This is a genomic window from Leptospira noumeaensis (assembly GCF_004770765.1).
In the GTDB taxonomy this organism is placed as follows: domain Bacteria; phylum Spirochaetota; class Leptospiria; order Leptospirales; family Leptospiraceae; genus Leptospira_A; species Leptospira_A noumeaensis.
In genome coordinates this window covers 117,100-142,257 of the sequence record NZ_RQFK01000028.1, presented here as the reverse complement: position 1 = coordinate 142,257, position 25,158 = coordinate 117,100, and the positions used below count along the sequence as shown (strand labels likewise).

The 25,158-nt window shown below is 37.7% G+C and carries 19 protein-coding genes; 14 read left to right on the top strand and 5 right to left on the bottom strand.

The window, feature by feature from the left end:
- From EHQ24_RS15885 to EHQ24_RS15840, 10 genes are read left to right on the top strand one after another with little or no spacing between them, the layout of a single operon-like run.
- The gene (locus EHQ24_RS15885; RefSeq protein ID WP_135602608.1) at positions 1 to 5,715 is read left to right on the top strand and encodes a protein kinase domain-containing protein; all 5,715 of its coding nucleotides are present in this window, start codon (positions 1 to 3) and stop codon (positions 5,713 to 5,715) included.
- Positions 5,716 to 5,723: 8 nt separating this feature from the next.
- The gene (gene acpS / locus EHQ24_RS15880) at positions 5,724 to 6,107 is read left to right on the top strand and encodes a holo-ACP synthase (protein ID WP_135602607.1); all 384 of its coding nucleotides are present in this window, start codon (positions 5,724 to 5,726) and stop codon (positions 6,105 to 6,107) included.
- Entirely contained in the window at positions 6,107 to 6,328 is a 222-nt protein-coding gene (locus EHQ24_RS15875) for a hypothetical protein (protein ID WP_208725844.1), read from the top strand. The genes acpS and EHQ24_RS15875 overlap by 1 nt, the downstream gene beginning before the upstream one ends.
- 5 nt (positions 6,329 to 6,333) lie before the next feature.
- A complete protein-coding gene (locus EHQ24_RS15870) occupies positions 6,334 to 6,702 on the top strand; it encodes a bactofilin family protein (protein ID WP_002974586.1) in 369 nt (122 codons plus the stop codon).
- 1 nt (position 6,703) lies between these two features.
- Entirely contained in the window at positions 6,704 to 8,485 is a 1,782-nt protein-coding gene (locus EHQ24_RS15865; RefSeq protein WP_135602606.1) for a sensor histidine kinase, read from the top strand.
- Positions 8,482 to 9,339, top strand: coding sequence for an SDR family oxidoreductase (locus EHQ24_RS15860; RefSeq protein ID WP_135602605.1), 858 nt, complete (start codon positions 8,482 to 8,484; stop codon positions 9,337 to 9,339). The genes EHQ24_RS15865 and EHQ24_RS15860 overlap by 4 nt, the downstream gene beginning before the upstream one ends.
- A gap of 2 nt (positions 9,340 to 9,341) precedes the next feature.
- Positions 9,342 to 9,716, top strand: a complete 375-nt coding sequence (locus tag EHQ24_RS15855; RefSeq protein ID WP_135602604.1) for a cupin domain-containing protein — start codon at positions 9,342 to 9,344, stop codon at positions 9,714 to 9,716.
- A gap of 3 nt (positions 9,717 to 9,719) precedes the next feature.
- Positions 9,720 to 10,952 (top strand): PP2C family protein-serine/threonine phosphatase, encoded by a 1,233-nt coding sequence (locus EHQ24_RS15850; protein WP_135602603.1) that lies wholly within the window; start codon positions 9,720 to 9,722, stop codon positions 10,950 to 10,952.
- Between the two features lie 14 nt (positions 10,953 to 10,966).
- Positions 10,967 to 11,845, top strand: a complete 879-nt coding sequence (locus EHQ24_RS15845) for an acetyltransferase (protein ID WP_135602602.1) — start codon at positions 10,967 to 10,969, stop codon at positions 11,843 to 11,845.
- Positions 11,842 to 12,882: an SMP-30/gluconolactonase/LRE family protein gene (locus EHQ24_RS15840; RefSeq protein ID WP_135602601.1), complete on the top strand. Its 1,041-nt coding sequence runs from the start codon at positions 11,842 to 11,844 to the stop codon at positions 12,880 to 12,882. Before EHQ24_RS15845 ends, EHQ24_RS15840 begins: the two co-directional genes overlap by 4 nt.
- A 60-nt stretch (positions 12,883 to 12,942) precedes the next feature.
- Here EHQ24_RS15840 and EHQ24_RS15835 read toward each other — a convergent pair whose 3' ends face one another.
- Positions 12,943 to 16,020: a beta strand repeat-containing protein gene (locus tag EHQ24_RS15835; protein WP_135602600.1), complete on the bottom strand. Its 3,078-nt coding sequence runs from the start codon at positions 16,018 to 16,020 to the stop codon at positions 12,943 to 12,945.
- A gap of 82 nt (positions 16,021 to 16,102) precedes the next feature.
- Here EHQ24_RS15835 and EHQ24_RS15830 point away from each other — a divergent pair, with 82 nt between their 5' ends.
- Both EHQ24_RS15830 and EHQ24_RS15825 read left to right on the top strand, forming a co-directional pair.
- Positions 16,103 to 16,729, top strand: a complete 627-nt coding sequence (locus EHQ24_RS15830; RefSeq protein ID WP_135602599.1) for a trimeric intracellular cation channel family protein — start codon at positions 16,103 to 16,105, stop codon at positions 16,727 to 16,729.
- Positions 16,730 to 16,925: 196 nt separating this feature from the next.
- Entirely contained in the window at positions 16,926 to 18,446 is a 1,521-nt protein-coding gene (locus EHQ24_RS15825; RefSeq protein WP_135602598.1) for an HDOD domain-containing protein, read from the top strand.
- Positions 18,447 to 18,465: 19 nt separating this feature from the next.
- Here EHQ24_RS15825 and msrA read toward each other — a convergent pair whose 3' ends face one another.
- From msrA to EHQ24_RS15805, 4 genes are all read right to left on the bottom strand, one after another.
- Complete coding sequence (msrA, locus tag EHQ24_RS15820) at positions 18,466 to 19,146, bottom strand: peptide-methionine (S)-S-oxide reductase MsrA (RefSeq protein WP_135602597.1); 681 nt, start codon at positions 19,144 to 19,146, stop codon at positions 18,466 to 18,468.
- 47 nt (positions 19,147 to 19,193) lie between these two features.
- A complete protein-coding gene (locus EHQ24_RS15815; protein WP_244310475.1) occupies positions 19,194 to 19,574 on the bottom strand; it encodes a hypothetical protein in 381 nt (126 codons plus the stop codon).
- A 197-nt stretch (positions 19,575 to 19,771) separates the two neighbouring features.
- Entirely contained in the window at positions 19,772 to 20,959 is a 1,188-nt protein-coding gene (locus EHQ24_RS15810) for a diguanylate cyclase (protein ID WP_135602595.1), read from the bottom strand.
- Between the two features lie 112 nt (positions 20,960 to 21,071).
- On the bottom strand, positions 21,072 to 22,652 hold the full coding sequence (locus EHQ24_RS15805; RefSeq protein WP_135602594.1) for a methyl-accepting chemotaxis protein: 1,581 nt from the start codon (positions 22,650 to 22,652) through the stop codon (positions 21,072 to 21,074).
- Positions 22,653 to 22,826: 174 nt separating this feature from the next.
- Between EHQ24_RS15805 and EHQ24_RS15800 the strand changes: the two genes are divergently transcribed.
- On the top strand, positions 22,827 to 23,585 hold the full coding sequence (locus tag EHQ24_RS15800) for a response regulator (protein WP_167483092.1): 759 nt from the start codon (positions 22,827 to 22,829) through the stop codon (positions 23,583 to 23,585).
- A gap of 84 nt (positions 23,586 to 23,669) precedes the next feature.
- The gene (locus EHQ24_RS15795; protein ID WP_135602592.1) at positions 23,670 to 25,079 is read left to right on the top strand and encodes an NHL repeat-containing protein; all 1,410 of its coding nucleotides are present in this window, start codon (positions 23,670 to 23,672) and stop codon (positions 25,077 to 25,079) included.
- Positions 25,080 to 25,158: the final 79 nt, after the last annotated feature.

Genomic DNA, 25,158 nt, shown 5'->3' with positions numbered 1-25,158 from the left:
TTGTTTACTGTAGGAAAATATAAAGCGATTAAGGAACTTCATTTAGGGAAAAGGAGTTCCGTGTATACAGGGGAGTCCGCCACTGGAAGTCTCGTTGTCATCAAACTACTCAATCGTGATTATCCTGATAACCAAGAAATCACCAGATTTAAAAGTGAATTTGAAATCCTACGATCCATCGATTCACCATATACACTAAAACCTTTAGATTTAGAATCCTATCAAAATACAGTGGCGATTGTTTTCCCCCATGTAGGGTTTACTGACCTCGCCAAATTACAGTTAAGTGGAAAGTATAGCAATATTGCAACATTTTTAAATATAGCTATAGAAGTTTGTAAAGCACTCATCGATATTCACAAAGCAAAAATAGTTCATAATGATATCAAAGCACAGAATATAATTTATAATCCTGATACCGGAGCATTGAAGATTATTGACTTTGGTTCGGCCACTCTATTAACCCATAGAAATTTTTATCTTCCTATGAACCAAAACTTAACCGGTACTTTGGCTCATATTTCTCCCGAACAAACGGGAAGGATGAATCGAACTGTAGATTATCGAACAGATTTTTATTCTTTTGGTGTCACCTTATACCAGTTAATCACCGGAGATCTTCCTTTTTTATACACAGATAGTTTAGAGATGGTTCACGCCCATTTAGCAAAAACTCCACTTTCACCACAAGAGAGAACGGGAGCTCCAAAAATTATCTCTGACTTAATTATGAAACTTTTGGAAAAAAATCCAGAAGATCGTTACCAAACAGCAACGGGTTTACTTTCTGATTTATCAGCGATCCAATCTGTGCTTTTGGAAAATGGACGTGAATCATTACACCAATTCCAAATGGAACTGGCAAAAAATGATAAATCCTCCAGGTTTCAAATTCCTAAAAAACTTTATGGAAGGGAAAACCAACTTCGAGTTTTTGAAGAAAAATTTTTGGATGCAACAGAAGGAAAAATAGAAATTTTTCTAATTTCCGGACGTTCCGGAATTGGCAAGTCTGCACTCATCAACGAAATTCAAAAACCGGTGACAAGGGAAAAGGCTTACTTTACTTCCGGTAAATTTGATTTATATAAAAAATCCATTCCCTACCGTGCCATCAATTTGGCCTTACAAGGACTTGTTCGTCAGTTACTTTCTGAAAATGAATCCTCTGTCAAAGAATGGAACCGAGTTCTAAACCATGCTCTCGGTGCAAATGCAAAACTAATCATTGACGTTGTTCCTGAACTATCACAACTCTTAGGGGAAAAACAAGCTCCACCAGAGTTAGATAGTTTAGAAACGGAAAACCGGTTCCATTTGGTATTCCGAAAGTTTTTGCGTACAATTTGTAACAAAGATCATCCGGTTGTATTATTTTTGGATGATTTACAATGGGCGGATTCTTCTAGTATTTTACTTTTGAAAGAAGTAATTACCGATCCTGAAATTTCGCATTTTTTTATTATTTTATCTTATCGCGACAATGAAGTATTTCCTACCGATCCATTTTTTCGTTTGTTGGAAGAACTGGGAGAATACCAAATCCCTGTTACCGAAATTCGGTTGGAACCACTACGCGAACGTGATGTGGCTCTCCTTGTTTCTGAAACTTTAGCTGTGCCTGAGTCTGAAATTAGGCCCATAGCAGAAGTTCTTTGGAAAAAAACAAAAGGAAATCCATTTCATGTAAATGAGATGTTTAAGAATCTTTATGAAAGATCTTATATTTATTTTTCTGATGACCATTGGTCTTGGGATAAAGATAAAATTGATGCGGTAAACATTTCAGATAATGTCATCGATTTAATCATTGATAAAATTAATCTCCAATCGGCAGAACTCATTGAAGCACTCAAACTGACTGCTTGTATTGGAAACTGGTTTCGCCATGATATTTATGCCACCATTGCAGAAAAACCTTATCATAAAGCTTCTATGGATTTGGTGGCACTTGCCAATGAAGAGTTCCTCATTTTGGGAATGGAAGATGCAAACTTCACTCATGATAAAATTAGAGAAGCAATCTACAAAATCATTTCCCCAGAAGAAAAGTCACAACTCCATTATAAAATTGGAAAAACATACCTTTCGATTCTTTATAAATACAAACTAGAAGATCATTTGTTTACAATCGTAAACCAGTTGAATTTGGGTGCTTCCCAAATGAAAACCAGTGAAGAACTGGCTGAGTTACGAATTTTAAATGAAAAGGCTGGTTTTAAGGCATTAAACTCTTCTGCCTATGATGCTGCTTTTACATTTTTTGATCGAATGGTCGGACTCATGACGGATGAAGAATGGGAAACGGAGTATGAAAATACTTTAAAACTCCATTTGGCTTATGCAAGATCAGCTTACCTTTCTAAAAATTTTGAAGCTGCTGAAAAAAGTTTTAATTACATTCTACACTTTGTTCGTAACGACTTAGATAAAATTTTGGTTTATGAACTCCAGTCTTCTATGCTTGTGACTCAAAACAAGATGAAAGAGGTGTTGGAAACCTTAAAACAAGCATTAAAACTTGTAGGTGTTAGGTTGCCAAATAAAGCTACACCTCTGTCTCCTCTCCCTGAGATTTTAAAGTTTAAAATTAGGTTGGGAAGAAGATCCATTGAAAGTTTGGAAAAACTTCCTGTATCGGAAGATCCAAAGTATCTTGCAATCATGCGAATTCTGAATGCTTGTATTGCACCTTCTTTTCTTGCGGAACCAAATTTATTTCCTGTGATTGTTTTAAAATTAGTCAATCATACTTTAAAATACGGATTATGTGAAATCAGTGCCTTTGGATTTTGTGCTATGGGAATCATTCAGGGTTCTGGACTTGGAAATTATGAAGATGGACTCAAATTCGGTCAGTTAGGTGTAAGATTACTTGATTCCCTTGATGCAAGAACTTTTAGATGCCGAACCTTGTTTATGTTCGCTTGTATGATTGCTCCTTGGAAAAATCATGCGAGAGATGGTCGTTCTATATTTTGGGATAGTTTTCTTGCCGGAATGGAAACAGGGGATTTACAATACTCTGCGTATTCATTAAATAATATCCACTTCCAAGGTTTGTTATTTAGAGAAAATTTAGAAGATTTATACAAAAGCCAACTGCGTTATGATGCTTCTCTTTTAAGTTTACGCCAAAATCATGCTTACCAAGTACACCGATTGAACTTACAATTAGTGGAAAACATGAGGGGTGAGTCTCCCGACCCAATGAATTTGGAAGGTAGATATTTTTCGGAATCAGAAACAGTTTCTGAATGGTTAACCACAGGAAATGCAAACGCTTTATTTGATTATAATTTATGTAAGTTACGAATTGAATATTTTTTAGGTGATAAACAAAAGGCTTATGAATATTCACTAAAACTGGATTCTTTAGAAGGTGCTATGTTTGGAATGATGTTTGTTCCTGAACATGTATTTTTTGGAGCTCTGGTCGCCTTTTCATTGATTGTTGACGATGTGACACCACCGGGAACCACAAAAGTAAATCTAAAAAAAAGATTACTTGGATTTGAAAAACGAATGAAGGTTTGGGCGAAAAGTTCACCTGAAAATTTTATCCACAAATACGAAATTATTTCTGCTTTAATCCTTTATTTGGCCAATGAAAAAACACAAGCCGTAATCGCTTGTAAGGCTGCCATTTCTTCTGCACGTGAATTTAATTTTATCTTAGAAGAAGCCATAGCAAATGAATTTTTGGTTCGAATGTGGAAGGAGACGGGGTTTGAACAATACAGTAACCTGCATTTGGTGGAAGCACATTACCGTTATGGGAAATATGGATTTTTATCGAAGGTAAAACAACTTGAGGCAAACCATATTGCCCTAAAAAAATACATTGGAAGAAACTTTAGAACAGATTCAACAGATAGCCTATCTTTGTTTAGCACCACTAAAGATATTTTTGGAGATGTAGGTTCTTCTTTAGATATCAACACGGTCATCAAGGCCTCTCAAACCATTTCTGGGGAAATTCAACTCAACCGTCTTTTGGAAAAGATGATGAAAATTCTAATAGAAAATGCTGGCGCGGAAAGAGGTTATTTTATTTTAAAATCGGATTCTGGTTGGCAAGTATTGGCAGAATCAGAAGCCGAAAAAGAATCTGTTTTTGTTTATTCGGAATCTCCCTTTTCCATTGATTTTTTAGAGCCAGTGGCCTATATAAATCAAAACAAAATTCCTTCACAAATCATTGGTTATGTGGTAAGAACTGGCCTTGTTGTCATTTGTGGAGATGCTGCGAGAGAAGGTGATTTTAAAAATGATCCTTATGTAAAATCAACCTTACCAAAGTCCTTACTTTGTTACCCCATTTTAAGTCACGGAACAGTAGTTGGAATTGTATATTTGGAAAACAATTTAACAACAGATGCCTTCACTCCGGGACGAGTGGAAATACTTAAAATTTTATCTTCGCAGATTGCGGTTTCCATCGAGAATTCTCTTCTTTATACCAATTTGGAACAAAAAGTAGACGAAAGAACCAAAGAGTTAAACTCTGCTTTAACTGAAGTTAAAGGTTTGAAGGAACAACAAGATGGGGATTATTTTTTAGCATCTTTACTCATTGAACCGCTAACTCAGAACTTAGCAAGTTCATCGAATATGAAAATTCAGTTCCTTACCGAACAAAAAAAGAAATTTTCTTATAAACAATGGAGTTCGGAAATTGGTGGGGACTTGTGTGTATCTTCTTCCATTCAGTTACAAAACAAAAAATACATTGTTGTATTGAATGGTGATGCCATGGGAAAATCCATGCAAGGTGCTAGTGGTGCACTTGTCATTGGTTCCGTATTTGAAGCCATCATCAAAAGAAATGGGCAGTCAGAGGAAGTCCGTGATATCACACCAGAAAAATGGGTGAGTAATGCCTATATAGAATTGCATAATACACTTGTTACTTTTGATGGCTCTATGCTTATCTCTATGTTTCTTTGTTTGATTGATGATGAAACCGGATTTTTTTATTTTCTAAATGCAGAACATCCAAGGCCTGTGATTTATCGAAATGATCGCACTTCTTTTTTGCCACATAACTATGTATGTGCGAAACTTGGATTACTTGCTTCCAAAAAAGCTCTCCAAATTAATACCTTCCAATTAGAAAGAGGCGATGTTTTGCTCATTGGATCTGACGGCCGCGATGATATTTTAATTGGTTCCGAAGTGGAAATGGAAGTCAATGAAGATGATGAATTGTTCTTAAAAACAACTTTGGAAGGTCAAGGTGATTTGGAATCCATTCGAGATGCCATTAAAAGTCACGGAGAATTGATCGATGATTTGTCACTCATCCGCGTGGAATATACTGGTGAGGGATCACCCATTCATGTGCCGACAAACCATCCAAAACATTTTGTTTACCTTAGAGCCCTCACTTTATACAAACAAAAAAAATGGACTGAGGTGGAACGAATCATATCCAGCAATTTTGAATCGATCCATGAAGCACCACTTTCGGTCCAAAAAATTTACTTATATACGGAACATAGAATGTCTGCGTTCCCTTTAGAATTTGCAGTAGGGTATGTCCAAAAAAATCCATCAGACAGCCTAACATTGTTTTATATTGCAGAAGCCTTGTTTAAAAATGGGGATTTTTCTGCTGCCTTTGATTATTCGGAAAGAGTGCAACTTAGGCGCCCCTACCACAAAGAAAACAATATTTTATTTGCTCGACTCTTGGAACTTCGGCGAAAATAAATCATCTTATGTTATCCGTCGGGAACGACATCGTCGAAAACCATAGAATTCGTGAACTTCTAGAGAAACACGGGGATCGGTTTTTAAAGCGAGTTTTTACCGATGAGGAAGTGGAATACTGCCACAAACACAAAGACCCAGTTCCCTTTCTTGCAGGTCGATTTGCCTGCAAAGAAGCCGTCATTAAGGCCTTAAACCTAAATCCTGGGGAAGTGGCCGATATGCGAGAGATTGAACTTGCCGGGACAAATTTTGGTAAAAAAACGCTAGTCATCCATGGGAAAACTGAGAAGTTTTTCCGAGAGAAAGGATTTACTAGCAGTTCCGTATCCATCAGCCATGCTGACCACTACGCAACAGCAGTTGTCGTTTTTTATAAGGAGCCCAGATGATCGTTAGTGATAAAATGAAGGCAGTTTTGGTTCACTACAACCATGCCCTTTCTTTGTATAAATCGCGAAAGTTCGCAGAAGCCAAAGAAGAGTTCAAAAAAGGACTCGCGATTCATCCTGAAGATGGCCCGACGAAACTATATATTGAACGTTGTGATGATTACATCGCAGATCCCCCACCAGAAGACTGGGACGGGGTATACAATATGAAAACTAAATAGGAACTATGTCAAAAAAAGAAATGCAAACAACCATCACCGAACACGGAGTCATTGCTACAATCCTCGGAAAAGAAACAGCATTTAGCGGAACTTTAGCCTTTAAAAAACCATTACAAATTTCTGGAGACTTTACCGGAGAAATCATTTCCGATGGTTATCTTGTGATTAGCGAAGGTGCGCGTGTGAAAGCTAACATCAAAGCAGGAACAGTTGTTGTTGGTGGAACTATTATTGGAAACGTAACTGCCACTCAAAGATTGGAAATGTTATCTACTGGAAAAGTACAAGGTAACATTCGTACCGCAAAACTACAAATTGCCGATGGTGTTGTATTTGACGGAAATTGTGAAATGCTAAGCAGCGAAGAAACTTAGTTTGTGGCAATTCCATCCTTATAGTCTACTTCTATTTTTAGCATTCGGCTTCAATCTTGTATTGGGGCTATTCGTTTTAAAATCCTTCCGCCTAGATCTTGTTAAATATTTACTGATTTTAGTTTTCGGTTCCATGATGTGGACCGGATTCTATGGTTTAGATTTTGTATTCATAAGTCCTGACTTACATAGATCCTTTATTTCGTTATTGTATATTGGTGTTTCCCTTGCCAATTTGGGAATGGTTCTTGTTTCTTTAGAGTTTACTCAAAACAAACACCTGTTAACCAAAAAGTTTTGGGTGTTACTCACAATCCAACCACTTTCAACACTAGCAGTTTGTGTTTTAGATCCTATTTTTAAAACTTTAACACTCGATACTTATTTGGTAAACATTAATGGGCGAATCCAGTGGATTCAAGAAACCAATACGGGTGGATTTGTTGTTTCTTATTTTTTTTCATTTTTCTGGTCTGCGTTCGTGGCTTACTTACTAATCAAAGGAATCTTTGTATCAAAGTCTACTGAACGTAGAAGGTATATGCTCATTCTGTTTTCCTATTTATTTATTTGGGTAACAGCAATTTTACATAAGGCTGGATTTAGACCATTACCTGGACTTAACATCACTTCGGTGATGAGCACCATGCAGGTGATTCTGATTTTTTTTGCCATTGGATATTATAGAATGTTTGACCTGGTGCCTTTGGTGCGAGGCGAAATTGTCGATGAATTAGACGAGGCTGTTGTCATTCTCGATTTTAATCATCGGATTGTAGATTGGAATATGGCAGCAGAACATTTATTCCAAATTGCCTCTAAAAACTCTACCTTACTCTCTCATAAATATTTTTTTGCTTCGGCACCTGGGATCATTTCCAAACTGGATCATTTGTCAGATAAAAAAACTCTCACCAAGTGGATTTGGGAAAAAGACGGGAAATATTGGGAAGTTACCGCCAAACAGATCAGAGACGCAAACCGAAAAAAAATCGGGATGGTTCTTGTTTTTAGAGATAGCACCGAACAAAGAAACTTAGAGAAACAAATGTCGAATGTCAACCGTGAACTGATGGTTGCCAATGGAACCAAAGACAGGTTTTTATCGATCATTTCCCACGACTTACGTGGGCCCCTCGCTGGGATCAAAATGTTACTCAAAGTTTTGAATGAGGATATGAAAAAAAAAGAGGACGCTCTTGCTGGAATGACTCAGTCCCTCGTTGATGCCACAGAATCTGTTTTTTCTTTATTAGAAAATCTTTTAGAATGGTCTAAATTACAAAGAGGGGAAGAACAATTCCGTCCACATTATTACCGGTTAGATAATATTGTTAGAGAATGTTTGGAACTTTTTGTACTCAGTGCATCGAGTAAAGGTATTCATTTGGAAGTAGATATTCCTTCTCATGCCATGGTTTTTTGTGATGATCGAATGATCATTACAGTGGTTAGAAATTTAGTTTCGAATGCATTGAAGTTTAGTCATAACAATAGTCAAATTTTGATCCAAGCAACAGATGTTGGTGGAGATTGGCAAGTTTCTGTGATCGACTCAGGAGTAGGGATGTCACGGGCCATTCTCGATAAACTTTTCAAAGTGGGAGAAGTGATTAAATCTACAGGTACTCAAGGGGAAACAGGAAATGGAATCGGCCTTTTACTTTGCCATGAATTTGTTTCGGTGAATGGTGGGATTTTGTTTGCTGATAGTGATGGAGTTTCTGGTTCCCGGTTTGTGTTTACCATTCCCAAAAAGATGAAAGAGGAGATTATCTCATGAAAAAAACAATTTTAGTAACGGGTGCCACTGATGGTATCGGGCGAGTTTGTGTTCAGTCCTTCGCCAAGAACCAAGACGAATTAATTTTAGTGGGTCGTAATGCTGATAAATTAGCGGCTCTTGTTTATTCATTACAAGTTACAGGGGCTGTGGTTCATTCTTATGTGGCGGATTTATCTTCTGCAAAAGAAACCTTTTTATTAACAGAAACAATTCGTAAAAACCATCCAAAAATTGACGTTCTACTAAATAATGCGGGAGCCTATTTTGATAAACATACTCTTACCAAAGAAGGGTTAGAGTCTACTTTTGCATTAAACCATTTGAACTATTTTATTATGGCACTTGGTGTACTTCCTTCTTTAAAAAAAGCAGGTGAGGCGAGGATTGTCAATGTGGCTTCACGTGCCCATATGGGTGTATCTCTTGATTTTAATGATCTGTTAGGTGAAAAAGATTATTCTGGTTGGAAACAATACCAAAGATCAAAGCTAATGAATATTTATTTCACTTACGAACTTGCTGAACGACTGAACCAAACAAAAATTACAGTCAATTGTTTGCATCCAGGATTTGTGAAAACCAAATTTGGACAAAATAATGATGGTTTGGCGAGAATTCTTTTGACTTTTGCTCAGAATCTTTTCGCCATTTCCGAAGAAAAAGGTGCCAAAACTTCTATTTTTCTTGTTACAGATCCTTCCGTATCTTCTGTTTCCGGTCAGTATTTTGTAAAAAGTAAAATAACAAAGAGTTCAGATCCGTCCTATGACATACAAGCCCGAAGGAATTTATGGTCATATACGGAAGATCTTTTGAAACATAAATTTAGTTTTAAATTCCCTGGATTTTAAATATGGGATTTAAACACCAAACAAATCCAATCCAAATTCCCGTTCCTGGTGGAAAAACAATTTCTGAACATTTTGGGATTCCTTCAGCGGGTAATTCTGATATATCGATTGCTCATATGGTGGCACCAAGTGGTTGGGGAGAACCTTTTCAAACACCTAACTTCGATGAGTGGACACTTATGGTTCGGGGTAAAAAACAAATCGAAATTAATGGAAAAATCGTCATCCTATCTGCTGGTGAGTCTATTTTGATAGAGAAGGGGACAAGGGTGAGGTATTCCAATCCTTTTGCCGACGATGCAGAATATTGGTCTGTATGTAAGCCGGCCTTTGCTTTGGACTTAGTCAATCGGGAAGATACATCCGAAGGTAATTGATTTATGGGATCTGCGGAGAAACCAAATGCGGATTTAAGTTTCTTAAAAAAAGAAATGAAACGCGCCTTATTTGGGAAAGGTTCTCTAATCATCGAGCAGTATTCGTTAGGTGATTCGTTTTATTTTATAGAATCTGGGACTGTCGAAGTTTGGAAGTATTTGGATGAAACCAAAGAAGAAATACTCGTCATTGGTGATTTAGTTTCTGGTGATTATTTCGGTGAAATTGCACTGATTGACTCGGCACCGAGAACTGTAAACATTTCGGCAAAAGAAGATTCTGTTCTTTATGAGTTAACAAGAGAAGATTTTCATCGATTGATCCAAACAAGTCCCGACATGACCTTAACTCTTTTGAAATTGTTAACTGCTCGAATTCGAAATGCAGAACAAAGAGAAAACCAGGTACTCATTCAAAAAAACAAAGAACTTCGTCTGCAAAATGAAACCTTAGAAGAGATGGTAAAAGAAAGAACTGCCAAGTTAACACAATCTTTGAAAATCATTCAAGAAGATTTGGAAACTGCTAAAACCATCCAAAGAAATATTTTACCACTGGGTCTTAAGTATGTAGCCCACCTAGATTTTGGATCTCGATTCGAACCAATGGCAGAAGTGGGTGGAGATATTTTTGACGTGGTTCGTTTGGGAAAAAATAAAATTCGATTATTTTTGGCCGATGCCATTGGTCACGGTGTACAAGCAGCTCTCATCACTATGGCCATTAAAGCTGAGTATGATCATATCAAACACAACACGCCCTACCCAGCAGATGTTCTTTATGCCTTAAATCAAATTTTTATGGATCGGTATGGTAAAAAGTCCAACCAATTCACGGCAGTCATTGTGGATTTGAACATGGAAGAAAGCCAATTGACTTATTCCTCCGCGGGTCATAATGAACCATATGTAGTGACAAAAGACGGAATCATTCCCCTGGCCGAATCAGGGGTGATGTTGGGTTTAGAGAAAGATGTGGAATATTCCAATCATTCCCTTGCTTTTGGACTCGGGGATCGATTGTTTATGATTTCGGATGGTTATTTGGAACAGGAAAACGGAGAAGGAATTCTACTCGGAGAAACCAAATTACTTTCCAGTTTGACTGCAGCTAAAAGTATGAATCTTAACTTAGCAGAGACTATCAATTTGTTAATGGATGATTTTCATTCCTTTCGAGGGGACGCCTCAATGATGGATGATGTGACGATTCTTGGAATCGGAACTACGTATTAAATAGGAGATTTGTTTTGGGATTAATTTTTGCTTATATTTTGTTTCTTTTGAATTTATTGTCGATCATACCAACGATGTATCCCCTTTATATCTGGAAGTTGGTAACAACAGGTTCAACAAGAAGGTTAGGTGACAGACTACTATTAAAAGTGGGTGAAGCCTGGATCGAAAACAACTACCGAATTTCGAGAATGTTGTATGGTGTCCAATTTGAAGTGGTTGGCGATGCTTATAAAGATTTAAAACAAGATGGACGTTATATGATCATCTGTAACCACCAATCCTGGTCTGATATTTATATCATTCAGTCTGTATTAAATAGAAAAATCCCTCTCATTCGTTTTTTCATCAAAGATTCTTTAAAATATGTTCCTATTCTTGGTCATGCTTGGCTTGCTCTTGACTTTCCTTTTGTAAAAAGAAGCACAAAAGAACAACTGAAAAAAAATCCAGAACTTGCTAACAAAGATTTGGAAAATGTAAAAAATGTTTGCGCTAAATTTGCCGGGATGCCTTTTTCCATTTTGAATTTTTTAGAAGGCCACCGTAGAACTCCGGAACGGGTTCAGAAATTATTGAAAAAAAATCCTTACAAACATTTACTTAGACCCCATAGTGGTGGGATCTCTGTTGTGTCCACAACACTAAAGAATTCGCTTGATGCTTTTATTGATCTAACGATAGTTTATCCAACAGAAAATCCTAGTTTTTTAGAATTGATGCAAGGTAAAATCCGCAAACTCAAAGTGTTTGTGGATGTGATTCCTGCATCCGTTGTTCCGGTGGAAGAGAACGAACAATTTGCACCTATGTCTAAAAAAATGAAACGATGGGTGGATGAAAGATGGGCTATAAAAGATGCTTTGATCGAAAAGGAGAAAAGTTCCCAATGAAACAGTTTTTATTATATTTATCAGTTTTTTTCTTATTATTTTCCTGCCGAACCTTTGATCCAGTATCTTACGAACCTCCCGTAAAACCGGAGTCAGTTGGTGTATTTGCACCCAATACGGAATTACAAAAGTCCATTTTACTCGCTATTGGAAAAGTGAAGGGTTTGGAGTCACTGGATGTGGATGCCGATGGAAATATTTATGGCGGTGATAAGGATGGCCGCATCATTCGTATCACACTCAAAGGAGAAATCAAAGCCATTGCCAATACATCAGGCAGACCTTTGGGAATTCAATTTGATAAACAAGGAAATCTCATCATAGCAGATGCCTATCGTGGCCTTTTGTCTTTAGATAAATCAGGAAAAATAACTGTCCTTGTTTCCGAATACAAAGGAAAACCGTTCAAGTTTACAGATGATGTAGACATTGCCCAAGATGGGAAAATATATTTTTCTGATGCTTCCGTTTATGAACAAAAAGAATATTTATATGATCTATTAGAAGCACGGCCTTATGGACGAGTTTTTGTATACGATCCTAAAACAAAAGAAACGGTACTACTTGCGGACGAATTGTACTTTGCCAATGGAATTGCTTTGTCCAAAAATGAAGATTTTCTTTTGGTGAACGAAACTTATCGGTATAAAATCACCAAACTTTGGTTAAAAGGTGCTAAAAAAGGTCAAAAGGAAACTGTGATAGAAAATCTTCCCGGTTTTCCAGACAACATCACTCGTAATGAAAACGGAGATTTCTGGGTCGCACTTTTTACCGTGAGAAATGACAGGATGGACAATATGCATCCTTCTCCTGTGGTCAAAAGAATGATTTCCTTTTTACCAAAATTCCTTTGGCCAAAGGCAGAACCTTATGGATATGCATTAAAAATTGATGGAAATGGAAAGGTTCTGATGACTTTACAAGATCCTGGCGGCGAACACCTAAAAGAAGTCACGAGTGTTTTGGAAAAGAAAAGACAACTTTACATTGGAAGTTTATACAACGACCGAGTAGGGATTTATGTATTACCCTAATCTAAGGAAGAAGCGACTCAATTAATAATCAAATTCTGTATATCTTTCTCATTTACTTGGTTAAGGTGTACAGGCCTGGTCGTATTCCACAGCACCAAGGCTTACGGCTCCATCAGTCCCAGGTCTAGTTCCAGCTCCATTATAACTATCGGTCAATAGAGCATTGGTAGATTTAGTAATGAGACAAGATGTGGCTGTTGTGGGTGTATAAACAGAAATCACTCCGAAGTTCAGCACAAAGTTAGGATCGAGATTTAGGTTGTCTCCAAAATTTGCGGCTAATCCGAGCGGTGTCAAACAGCCAAGGGCACTTGGAATTCCACCAGCACAAAGATTCGTATAACTCAATGCATTTTGGTAAACTAAACTTGTGCAGTTGAATAGAACGTTGAATTTAATGGCTGCTTGTAGACCAACACCAGCATTATAGATACAAGCGTTAGATCCTGAATTATTGTTTAGCAACAAAATATTATTTTGAATATCAATCGCGGAAGAACCCGAGCCAATAAAAACGGGTGTTTCGTTACTAACGCCTGTTCCACTACTGACTGTATTGTGATAGACTCTGAGACCTGAAAATACTGATTTAAATTCCAATCCCCTCGCATTCACATCACTAGTACCATTTTGGATCCAATTGTTGGCAATGAGTGCATTTTGAGGGGTATTTAAAGAAATTCCTGCGGTTGTTGTCGCTGTAGAATTGATACCCTCTGACCTTCCTATACGGATATAATTTCCAGTAATACTCGAAGCAGCGCTTGCGTTTGCTGAATAAATTCCATTGAGAGTGGCTGTGGCCCCAGTAGAGGAAACATTTCCATCTTGGACGGAATTACTTTCAATGATTTGTGTTCCGCCACCTGTTGCATAAATTCCTGTAGCGGTTGCAACGGCTGCACTCATGGCGGTTCCAAATTTGATTACATTTCTTCGTACAGTCTGTCCGCCAGTTAAATACAATCCATAGGTACCAGTCAACGCATCACTGGATGTAATTTGATTTCCTTGTGTAGGGGAACCTATTTGGATCGTAGTGGCGGATTGGACTCTTAAACCAATGGAAGTTCCACCTTCACCCCCGGTGATTATATTCCCAGCTAAGGTTCCAGTTAAACCTGTTCCTGAATTGATATCAAATCCTATACTGAAAAGACTTGTTGCTTTATTTAAGTTTTTGCTTGTGATCATATTTCCAATGATATTGGAGACTGTCATGGCAGCAGTTCCAGCATAACGAATTCCCCTGGAAGTAACACCTGAACCTGTCGGTGTTCCTCCCGAAATGGAATTAACGAAAATAATCGGAGTTATAGGAACCGTCGTTGAAATATATACACCAACGGAGTCGCAGCTGGCTGCGGAACAAAATCCACCGACAATCACGTTTTGGATCAAATAAGGAGAACTATTGATGGCATGAACTCCGGCTACACCATTGGTTCCAACTCCCCCATCAATTTCGTTATTGATGAGACGGACATTGTTTGTGGAGTCTAAAAAAACTCCGGCCATAAAGGGTGCAATATCTGGTCCTGCTTGGATACGAAATCCAGATATGGTAACATTACTAGTGACGGTGGCATCTCCAATAATAGAGGCACATGGTGAGGTAATTGTTGCGACCGAACAACCAGGTGGTGTTGTGTCCATCAGTATCACAGAGCCATGTAAATTTGGTCTCCAAACACTAAAGCTGGTTGTCGGTTGATAACCACCATAAAGAGAAATTCCGGAAACAAGATGGATGGCGCCACCGGTATAAGCAGGGTCATAAGAACCGTCTTCCACGAGTACGGCGCAGTCGCCAGTCGCACAACCTCCAAAGTCATCTATGGCAAGTTGGATATTTCGTTTGGGTGTTGTTGGTGTTAATCCATTATTTAAATCATTACCAGAATTTGAAACATAGCGAATGTTAGATGGAATTAGATATAGGAGATTGACAGTTGAAGAAAGCGGATGGCCAGAAACACTATTACAATTGAGTGTAAGGATTTTGTGACCAGTTTGCCAGGAATCGGTGGCGGCTGGTGAGACAATCAGAGTGTCATTTGTGATGGAGGTTGTGGACACCGCAAATTGAATCGGTAAACTCATGACTGTATTGAGAGTTCCAGTGGAACCGATACAACTTCCCGCATTAATTTCAGCCGAGAATTGTAATTTTAAACTTTCTGTTGGTTGTAAAATTCCACCGTTGGACGGACTAAAACTAAGCACACTAAAACAATTCGCAGTAATCGATATGGTGCTGGTGACCGTGCCGCCAGTGGCAGAAAGTACACAATTGTGGTTTGCCGGTGTACCAACAATTTGCAAACTATAAGTATTGTTCGTTATGATATTCGTGGGGAATCTATGTAATCCATTGGTTGAAATGGTGAGTAGTTCCGAATTATTATTCCTAATACTCAGTGTTCCAGAGGCTATCCCCACAGCAGTCACTTCGATTGGAAATGCAGTGGATGTACACGCGATGGCAATATTTGTGATATTGGCACCAGCAATGGTTCCTGCCCCATTGGTTGTGATACAGTTCTGCACTGGATGGTTTGGTTGCGTGGTGACTGACACGTTATAAGTGGTTCCATCCAAATAGGTTTGTGTAAAAGCAAAAGATCCGGATGCAACAGCTACGTTCAGCGTGGATCCATCTACAGAGTTCGTGAGAACAAGGCCAGTGATTCCATCAAGGCCTGTGATGGTGCCACCAACGGTATAACGTAAAGGATCACAATTCACAATGATGGAATTGATATTTCCATAAGCGACCACACCCATTCCGCCACTCACAGAACAAATTTGCGCCGGGAGAGTGGGTTGTGTGTTTACCGTTACATTGAAATTATTTCCAGTACTAAGAGCGGTTTTAAAGTCAAAAGATCCATTGGCATTTACAACTATACTTTCTGTTCCGGAATTCAAATCCAAAACAAGTCCAGATCCAAGAAGACCAGAAACAGTTGCTGAAACGTAATAAGGCCCAGTTGGTGCAGGATTGACTAACGTACGGAGTTGGATGAAGTCAGTGACCGATTGTAAAATTCCTTTGGACAAACTCGGGATACAAGCCTGGAATAAAAAGATGGGAATGAGAATGGTATTCCGTAGAATTTTTGCAGACTGGATCATACTCTCTACTTTATACAACAATTGAAAGAAGGGGAGAATGTCATTTTTTTTCCGTCTAAATGATAAATATAGGGGATAATCAGTGGAATTTAGTTTTTATGATTACATTGGGCTTTCAGGTATCGTGGTTTTTACGATGTCGGGAGCGCTTGCTGCCCTAGAACATAAAGACCATCATCATGATTTGTTTAGTGTTTTTTTTACTGGATTCATCACTGCCATTGGTGGAGGAACTCTCCGAGACATCACCTTAGGAAATTACCCTGTTTCTTGGGTTCGGGATGAAAATATTCTTTGGGCTATCTTTGTTGGGTTTTTACTTGTCATTCTTTTGCCACGAATGCTTGCCAAATTACGTAAGGAACTTTTTTTATTCGATACCTTGGGAATTGGGATTTATACAGTGCTTGGAACAAGGATTGCTTTGGATCATGGAGTGAATTATTTTGCATCTGCACTTCTTGGAATGATCTCTGCTATTTTTGGTGGAGTGATTCGCGATACACTCATGAATGAAGTTCCATTTATTTTTAGAAAAGAAATCTATGCTACTGCCTGTTTGGTGGGATCTGTTTTGTACATTCTTTTGAATGTATGGAAAATCAATGACAATGCAAATTTAGTAATCTCTGCTACTGTTGTTGTTGGAATTCGAATTGTGGCTGTTCGTTATAACTTAGGATTACCTAAAATTAAAATCTTTGATTGATTAGTACTGAATCGTAGCAAAATCAGCGATTTGATGCAAAAAGAGTTTCGTACTTATCACATAAAATCATGTTCCGTCGATTTATTGTTAAACGCTTGCGTTCGGCAAAATATTCGCTTTGAATGGTTTAGAAGTGTCGTCTAATTCGCTTGTGAAGGGGTTTCCCTTTTGACACAACTTTGACATTTGAGGTATTATGGCTAGTCCCAAGGCAGTCACACTGGAATACAAACAAGACTTAGGTCTTCATTCTAATATTGATGATATCAATCAACCCATCTTAGAAAATGCACCCTTCCATTTTAAGTTTTTCCAAATTACGGATGAAGTAGAAAATACTTTATACCAAATTTTAGATCGTTTTTTATTACAGCTTGATCTAATCATTGTTAGGGATTCTGTTCTTGCGGCTGTCAAAGAAACAGTTACCAATGCAATCAAAGCAAATGCTAAACGAGTTTTTTTTAAAAATAGAGCAAGTAATATCGAAAATGAAGTAGAATATGCCGCAGAGATTGCTGAGTTCAAAAAAACATACTTGGAAAATCGCGAAGTAATTGAAGAGTCTCTCCAAAAAAATAATTTTGGCGTTTTTGTTTCCTTCATTCATAATAAAAGTTTAATGCGCATTCGAATCATGAACAATGTGCAACTGACATCAGCGGAATCAGCAAGAATCAAAGAAAGGATTGATAAAGCAAAAACATATAACGATTTAGCAGAAGCCTTTATGGATATGTCTAGTGAACAAGAAGGTGCAGGCCTTGGTTTGATTATGACCCTCATGATGCTTCGAAATGACGGGCTCGGTGATTCTGCTTTTAAATTTGAATCGGGCGAAAACAAAACTGTTTTTATGATCGATATCCCTTCGAAAGTTTCGAAAGAAAGTTTACAGTTAGAAAAAATAGATTCTATCGTTTCACAAATTGATAATTTACCCACCTTTCCAAAAGCCATCAAAGACATCCAAGATGCGATAGACAAACCTAACTCTAGTATTGGAACCATTGCAGAAATGATCAAAAAGGACATTGCTTTATCTGCCAATATTCTAAAACTTTCCAATTCTGCTGCGTTTCGGAGGGGTGGTAAGGTCGAAAGTTTAGATCGTGCCATCCAACTCATTGGGCTTAAGGAATTACAAACTTTATTATATAGCCTTGGCACCAAACAAATGTTGGAAGATAAATTCCCTGCGTTTACTGCGATTTGGGAAAAATCGAATGAGTCTGCATTTTATTGCAAGGCCATAGGTCAAAAGATGGGAATGAACAAATCAGACCTTAGTAATCTGATTGCAGCTTCTCTTTTACACGATATTGGTGAAATTTTATTATTATCTTTTGATAACCAACATATGTCTCAGATAAAAACATATTCCAATTCTAGAGAAATTGCATCTACCATTAGTATGGAAGAGTCGGCGATTGGAATCACCCATTCAAAGTTAGGTGCGATGGTGGGAGAAAAATGGAATTTTCCGATTCTTTATACAAAAGCAATGGAATTTCATCATCGACCACTCCTTGTTGATGAGGTGTATTCAGATATAATTTACCCGATTTATTTGAGTGATATGATTATTTCTATCAGTGCTAAAGAAGCAAAATCTTCTGAGATTCCAGAAGACATTCTAAAAAAATGTAAGTTTAGTGGGAAATCCGAGTTTGATTCTTTTCGAATCAAACTAAAGGAACAATTTTTAACTTATTAATTTCTATGATTGGCCTTGATTATTTTTTAGCTTTTTTATAAAGTTCGTAACGAGCTTGGAATTCATTGTACCGAGGAATGGATACAGCACGCACATAAGACTGGTTCGGATTGTTATGGATGAAATTTTGGTGGTACTGTTCTGCACTATAAAAGTCTTTTAGTTCTTGGTATTCCGTCACAATTGGATCTTTCCAGATTTGTTTTTCTTTGATTTCTTCTTGGATTTTTTTAGCTATTTTTAGTTCTTCTTCGGAACTATAAAACAGAATGGATCTGTATGACGATCCTTCGTCTGGCCCTTGCCGATTGAAAGTGGTTGGATCGTGGGAAAGAAAAAAGATTCGGCAAAGTTCCGCATAATCTATCTTAGATGGATCGTAATAGACTAAAACGGTTTCTGCATGGCCCGTGGTTTCTGTGTTTACTAATTCGTAAGTAGGATTTTTTGTATTTCCTCCGGCGTATCCAGAGACAACTTCGGTCACGCCAGGTATGGATTCAAATATATGTTCAGAACACCAAAAACAACCTTCGGCAAAAGCTGCTATTTTTTGTCCCTGTTTTGGCTCTAGATTGACTTTTTGAACGCTGGTATCTTTGTTAAAGAGTTGGCAGTTGAAATAGAAAACAGTCGAAAGGAAAAATAAAACTACCAAGGTTACAAACGGAAGATTGGTAAATTTGTTTTTTGAAGCCATATCCATTAGATTGGATTTTTTTTAGTTTGGCAAAAATCATTTTCGGATTACGGGGGAGTTACGTCTTTTTCCTCTGGAAACTGCTCCCTATTTTCTGGAAAACCGTTCCCCTTTTGGCCACGGTAAATAAAAACATTTCGAGATCCTGAAATACTAGCCATTGGTTTGTAAAAATTTTGTTTGATGAAATAACCAAGGATTACAGTCATCAGTGCTGCTGTATACATCCAAGATTCAGTAAAGTTTTTATATCCAAAAACATAAGATCCAGATAGGATTAGAGTTTGGCTGAGTAACCAAACAGTAGTTCTGTTGATTAAAAATTTAATCCACCCAATTTCAGTGACTTGGTTTCGAATTCCTTGTAAGAAAATTCCAAGGATTGGAACCCTTAGCAAAAATCCCAAGAGTCCAAAAACTACAATCAAAAGCAGAACAATCCAAAACGATGAAAATACAAGGTTCCACCAAAAAAGGAATTGGAGTGGGGGGATTAAACCTCTAGGAAAGGTAAATTCTGGTGAAAATAAAGAGAGTAAAATCCAAAAGAAACTGAGGTAAAAACCGAACACGATGAAATGGAAACTTGTTCTAGAAGATCCGGCAAGGAAAATTTATTTAATGATCAAAGTACTGTGCTAGGAATTTTCGATCGTTGTAGGGTATAAAGGTCGGTTAATTTGGTTTGGTCTTCTGGAGAGAGTTCTAAAAATTCTGCTCCCATATGGAACTTATGGATTCCCACTTCTTCTTTACGGATCACTTTGATCTTGGCATTGATTTCTTTGTTTGATTCTGATTCACGGAGTTTGACATCGAATGATTCGTTGAGTTTGATGTCATCTTCGGTATCAAAGGCTATTCCTGTGACGGAAATATTTTTAGAAATGGTTTTTAAAGTTTTGTCCGGTAAAATAAAAAGTAGTTCCAAGTTGGCATCAAAACGCAAACTACTTCTTTTTTCATTGGAATAGGCTACAATTTGATTTTTTCCAGATTGTTTCGCCGTATACAATGCTCTATCTGCTAGGTCATACATTTCCGAACAGTTTTTCACTTTTTCTGGATAAGATACAATCCCGCCACTTAATGTGACAGGTCGACCGCTGAGTTCGATGGTGCGGCAAGCCTCTAAGAGTTTTTCTGAGGCAATGAGTGCTTGTTCTTCGTTTGTTTGTGGGAAAATAATCGCAAATTCTTCTCCACCGATTCGACAAGCTGTATCTTCCATACGTAAACACGAGGTGATTTGTTTTGCTACTTTAGAGAGAATTTCATCACCCATTGTATGACCATAAGTATCATTGATTTTTTTGAAATCATCAATGTCTATGATGAGTAGTGTTAGATTTTGATTGTATCTTGTAGATTGTTTGAATTCACGTACAAGCGCTTTTTCGAAGTGTCTTCGGTTGTATAATTTTGTGAGTTCATCAACTAATATTAGTTTCTCGGTATCAGCGAAAAGTTTCATTTCGATGATTTTTGGATTTTTTAGTTTTTGATTGATATTGGTAAAATAATCTAAGGTTGCGATCTGGATTCCGACTTCACGCCCCATACACTGAGTCAATTTGTGTTTATTGTTTATAATTTCTTGCCAGATGTTTGCGGAATCATTCTCAGGAATTTCTAAGGATGTTAGAACTTTGATGAGGGCAGAATAAATCCCGGAGTCTTCTAAATTATGGAATTGGTTGTCTCTAATCTTTTGAATGATTGATTCTTCAAGACATGGATCCTCTTCCAAAATGGCCATGATGGTATCTTCAATTCTTTGGCCGGGTAGGTTGGTATGTTTAGCTTTCAACATGGCAAATTAAGGAGATCAATTTATTTCCTACAATTTCCCAACGTTTTAGGAGAGCAACCTATTGTAAAGACAGGTTTATTCCTAAAACTAAGTTCAACTAAAGGGAAATCCCTTAGTTTGCTGTTAATTGTTTGGATTGTGAATGGATCTCATTGATTTCTTCATAGAGAAGTTGGACTGAGTCAGCCAGTTTTTGTGTGGTTTCATCGATGACGGTGATGGCATGGTTGATTTCTTTACTGCCAGACATTTGTTCTTGTGCAATCACTCCAATTTGTTCGGAGAGCAGATGGAGTTCAGAAAAGGTAACTCGTAGTTTGGTGTTCAAATTTTCTTGTTCGGTGACATGGCCTTCCAAACTCAAAATTTCAGTTTCGATCCGCAGTAATTCTTCGTTTTGGCTTTCGACTTGGGTTTTGACTTCTTTAGAAAATCTAGTTCCTTCATTGATTTTAAGTCCTGCTTCTTTTACAATTTTAGCAATGGTACCTGCGTTAGACTGAGAACGTTCGGCCAGTTTGGCAACTTCCTGGGCCACAACGGCAAATCCACGCCCATGTTCTCCTGCACGAGCCGCTTCAATCGAAGCGTTTAGCGCAAGTAAGTTGGTTTGGTCGGCAATTTCTGACATCATCTGGTTGATTTCTTCTACTTTAGAAAATGCTTTGTTGAGATCCGAGTAAATTGTGTTAAGTTCCTCGGAAGAAGTTTTTACCTTTCTGCTAAAGTCGGCGGAGAGACTGACATCTTTTGCAATTTGTGTGGTTTTTGCTTTTACGTTTTCGCTGATATTTTGTAGGGATAAAAAGTCTTGGTCAACAATTTTAACCCTTGTTACTTGGTCTCCCGCTAGGTTGGCAGAACTGACTGCGGAAGAGGAAAGTTCCTCTACGGAAGCCGAGATTTCTTCAACGGATGCGGCTTGGTTTTGTGATTGGTTGTGTAACTCATCTGACATTGATTGAAGGGTGTCAACTGAGGCAGCAAGTGTGGTTGCTGATTTTTCCATTTGATTGGATTTGTTTGTGATGAATGTTTGTTTCTCTAACGTATCTTTTAGTTTAATTTTTAAGTCGGATTGCATTTCTCGCATGAGTGACACAACAAAACGTAAACTAAAAATGACTCCAAAATAAAAAATGACCTTCTGCACTTCCGTTGCGACAATGATATGGTTCGCCCTTAACATTTCTGGAGTGGCTTTCCCAACAAGGGCAGCGCCAAGTTTTGCTGATAAAAAAATTCCACCCAGATAAAGGCAGGTAGAGATGATTCCCACAATCATCACTAATTTAGATTCGAAAAGAAAACTGGTATAAATAGCAATAAAAACAAAGATAATGTAGAAAATACCAGCGTTTACAGTATTACTTGCATCTCCTTTGACATAGTTATTATAAATATCTAAATAGAAGAAACTAACTAATATTAGTAAGTCGATGAAAATGATGGTAAAGGCCCAAATTCTAGAAACTTCTTTTCCGGTTCGTAAGAAGTATCCAGGGATAATTCCATTGAATAAAAATGCTAGGGATCCAATTAAATTAGGTATGAAACTTTTGGTTGCCACATTGGCAGCAACACCAAGTAAAAATACAGCACTGAGTCCGTACTTTGTGTATATAATTAATGACACACCTTTACGGAATGAATTTCTTTCGAATCGGCTGATTTCATTTGTTTCTGCGGACATTTCCTAGTCTCCTGTTGGATGGATCCTTTTCTTGTGAATCTGACTTCTGCAAGGTGACTCTTTTTATTATCTATTTACAATTTGACGAATCAATTTCTTGATTCTCGATTGGTTTCTGTCTGTATAAGTTATCCTTGCAAACGAAAAGATAGTTTCTACGATGAACGAATGACTATGGAACCAAACCTAATGACTGGTAAATCCATTCTTTTAGTAGAGGATGAAGCCATCATTGCAATGATGCAGATGCGAATTTTAAAATCTGCTGGTTTTGTGGTTCACCATACTCTTACAGGAGAAACTGCAATTTCCTTTTTGTCTAATCCAGAAAACAAAATAGATATCATCCTTATGGATATTGATTTGGGTTCTGGAATTGATGGAATAGAAGCTGCAAAAATCATTCTTTCTAAACATTCTATTCCATTAGTATTTTTATCTTCCCATACCGAAACAGAAATTGTCAATCGTACTGAATCCATTACTTCTTATGGATATATTCTGAAAACAACGGGAGAAATTGTTTTAATCGCATCAATCAAATTAGCTTTGCGTTTATTTGAAAGTTATCGAAAACAATCAGAAGCCCAAGAACTTTTTGAAAAAGCATTTTTAGTAAGCCCCATTGCGATGTCATTACATGATATAAACAATCAATTTAGATTTGTAAATGTAAATCCTGCTTTTGAACGATTGGTTGGGTTTCAAAAAGAGGAGGTTGTTGGCAAAACGAGTATTGAGCTGGGTATGTATAAACAAGCCGTTGATGGAACTGAGATAATCAAAAAATTTTTAGAAGATGGAAAGTTAACCGGATACAAACAAAGGTTTCAATTAAGAAACGGTGAAGTGAAAGAGGGCAATTTAAGCATTGAACTTGTAGATATTAATGGAAATCCTCATGCTTTGACATTCCAGAATTTAATTTTTTGACAAATGCTAGAAAATCACCACCTAATCGATGTAAACAGAGATTTAGACTTGCTTGGAATTTAGGAAATAAATAAGTTTCAATTTGTGGTAAATCGTATTTTTGCTTATCTACTTACGATTGGGTTCTGCTTTTTTTCCTGTAACAAATCAGAATTATCCAATTCATGTGATTTGAATTCTAATGAATTTTTAAATTCAATCCTTTTGAAGTTTGCGATAGCTGACTTTTCTCCTCATTGTAGTGTATCAACTGCCTTGTCTCTAGGTGGATCCATTGTAGGCCTTACGACTTCTGGAATGGTTCTCCGATCAAATACTGGTTCTGAACTTTCCGTTCCGCCAGGTGCCACCAGTTTTTCCATACCGATCGCAAGTGGATTCGGTTCCAAATATACATTGTCCATTGCAAAACAACCAGATACAATCGTCTGTGTCATACATAACGGTTCGGAAGGAACTGTAATACTAGGAATTTCTAATATTCAAATCATTTGCCATACAACAAGCGCTAAACGAGTGTATGGACAGATTGATTTCACAACAGTTGCTGCTCCTAGTCCACCAACACCAAATAACCTTTCCTCTCCCACCGCTGTTCTCGCTGGTGAATTAGGGATTTATGTATCCGATTCTGCCACCAACAGAGTGTTATTTTATTCAGGAACGAGTACTTCTGCAGTAAGAGTAATCGGTCAACCGAACTTTACGTCAAATGGTACGAGTATTACAAGTTCAGGATTTTCGTTTCCTGCTGGTCTTGCTAAAGATTCTTTGGGTTTATACGTAGCAGACCTTAACAGTTTTAGAGTTTTGTATTTTGAGGGAACGAATACCGCTGCTTCCCGAGTGTATGGCCAAGTCGATTTTAACACGGCGGTATATGCTCCAAATGCCGCTGCAGACGTCATTACGGCACCGTATGGTCTCGCAGCAGATAACCAAGGATTTTATGTTGCAGACAGTTCGCAAAATCGAGTTCTTTATTTTCCAAACGGAAGTTATGTTGCCACAAGAGTGTATGGGCAACCTAATTTTATTGATAATACAGCTGGAAGCACGGCCACAACATTGTCATCACCAGAAGGTGTTGCTGTGAGTTCAGAGGGAGTTTACATTGCAGATACAGGAAATCACAGAGTTTTATTTTATCCAGGTACTAGCACTACCGCCACTCGCGTGTATGGACAACCCAATCTGACTGCAAATGTACCAAATAATGGTGGGATCGGTGCTGCGACATTGGTTGCACCCAGAACTGTTTTGGCCTTTGGTGGGGATGTGTGGATCGTTGACAGTTCCAATCATCGAGTCTTACTGTATTCAGGAACTAGCACAACGGCTTCTAAAGTTTTCGGCCAATCCGGTAATGGTAGTTTCTCTGTTTCCGCTTCGGGTTTATCCGCCACCGCTTTTGATTTTCCACAAAGTATATCCATTAACGGAGAAGGAATCTTTATTGCAGACGTAAACAATAATAGAATTCTAATGTACTAGTGATTTCTTCTCTTGGGGACTAAACCACCTAACAGAAATTTTTTCGCCACGTTCATTCAAATGGATTCTATCGGTTAAA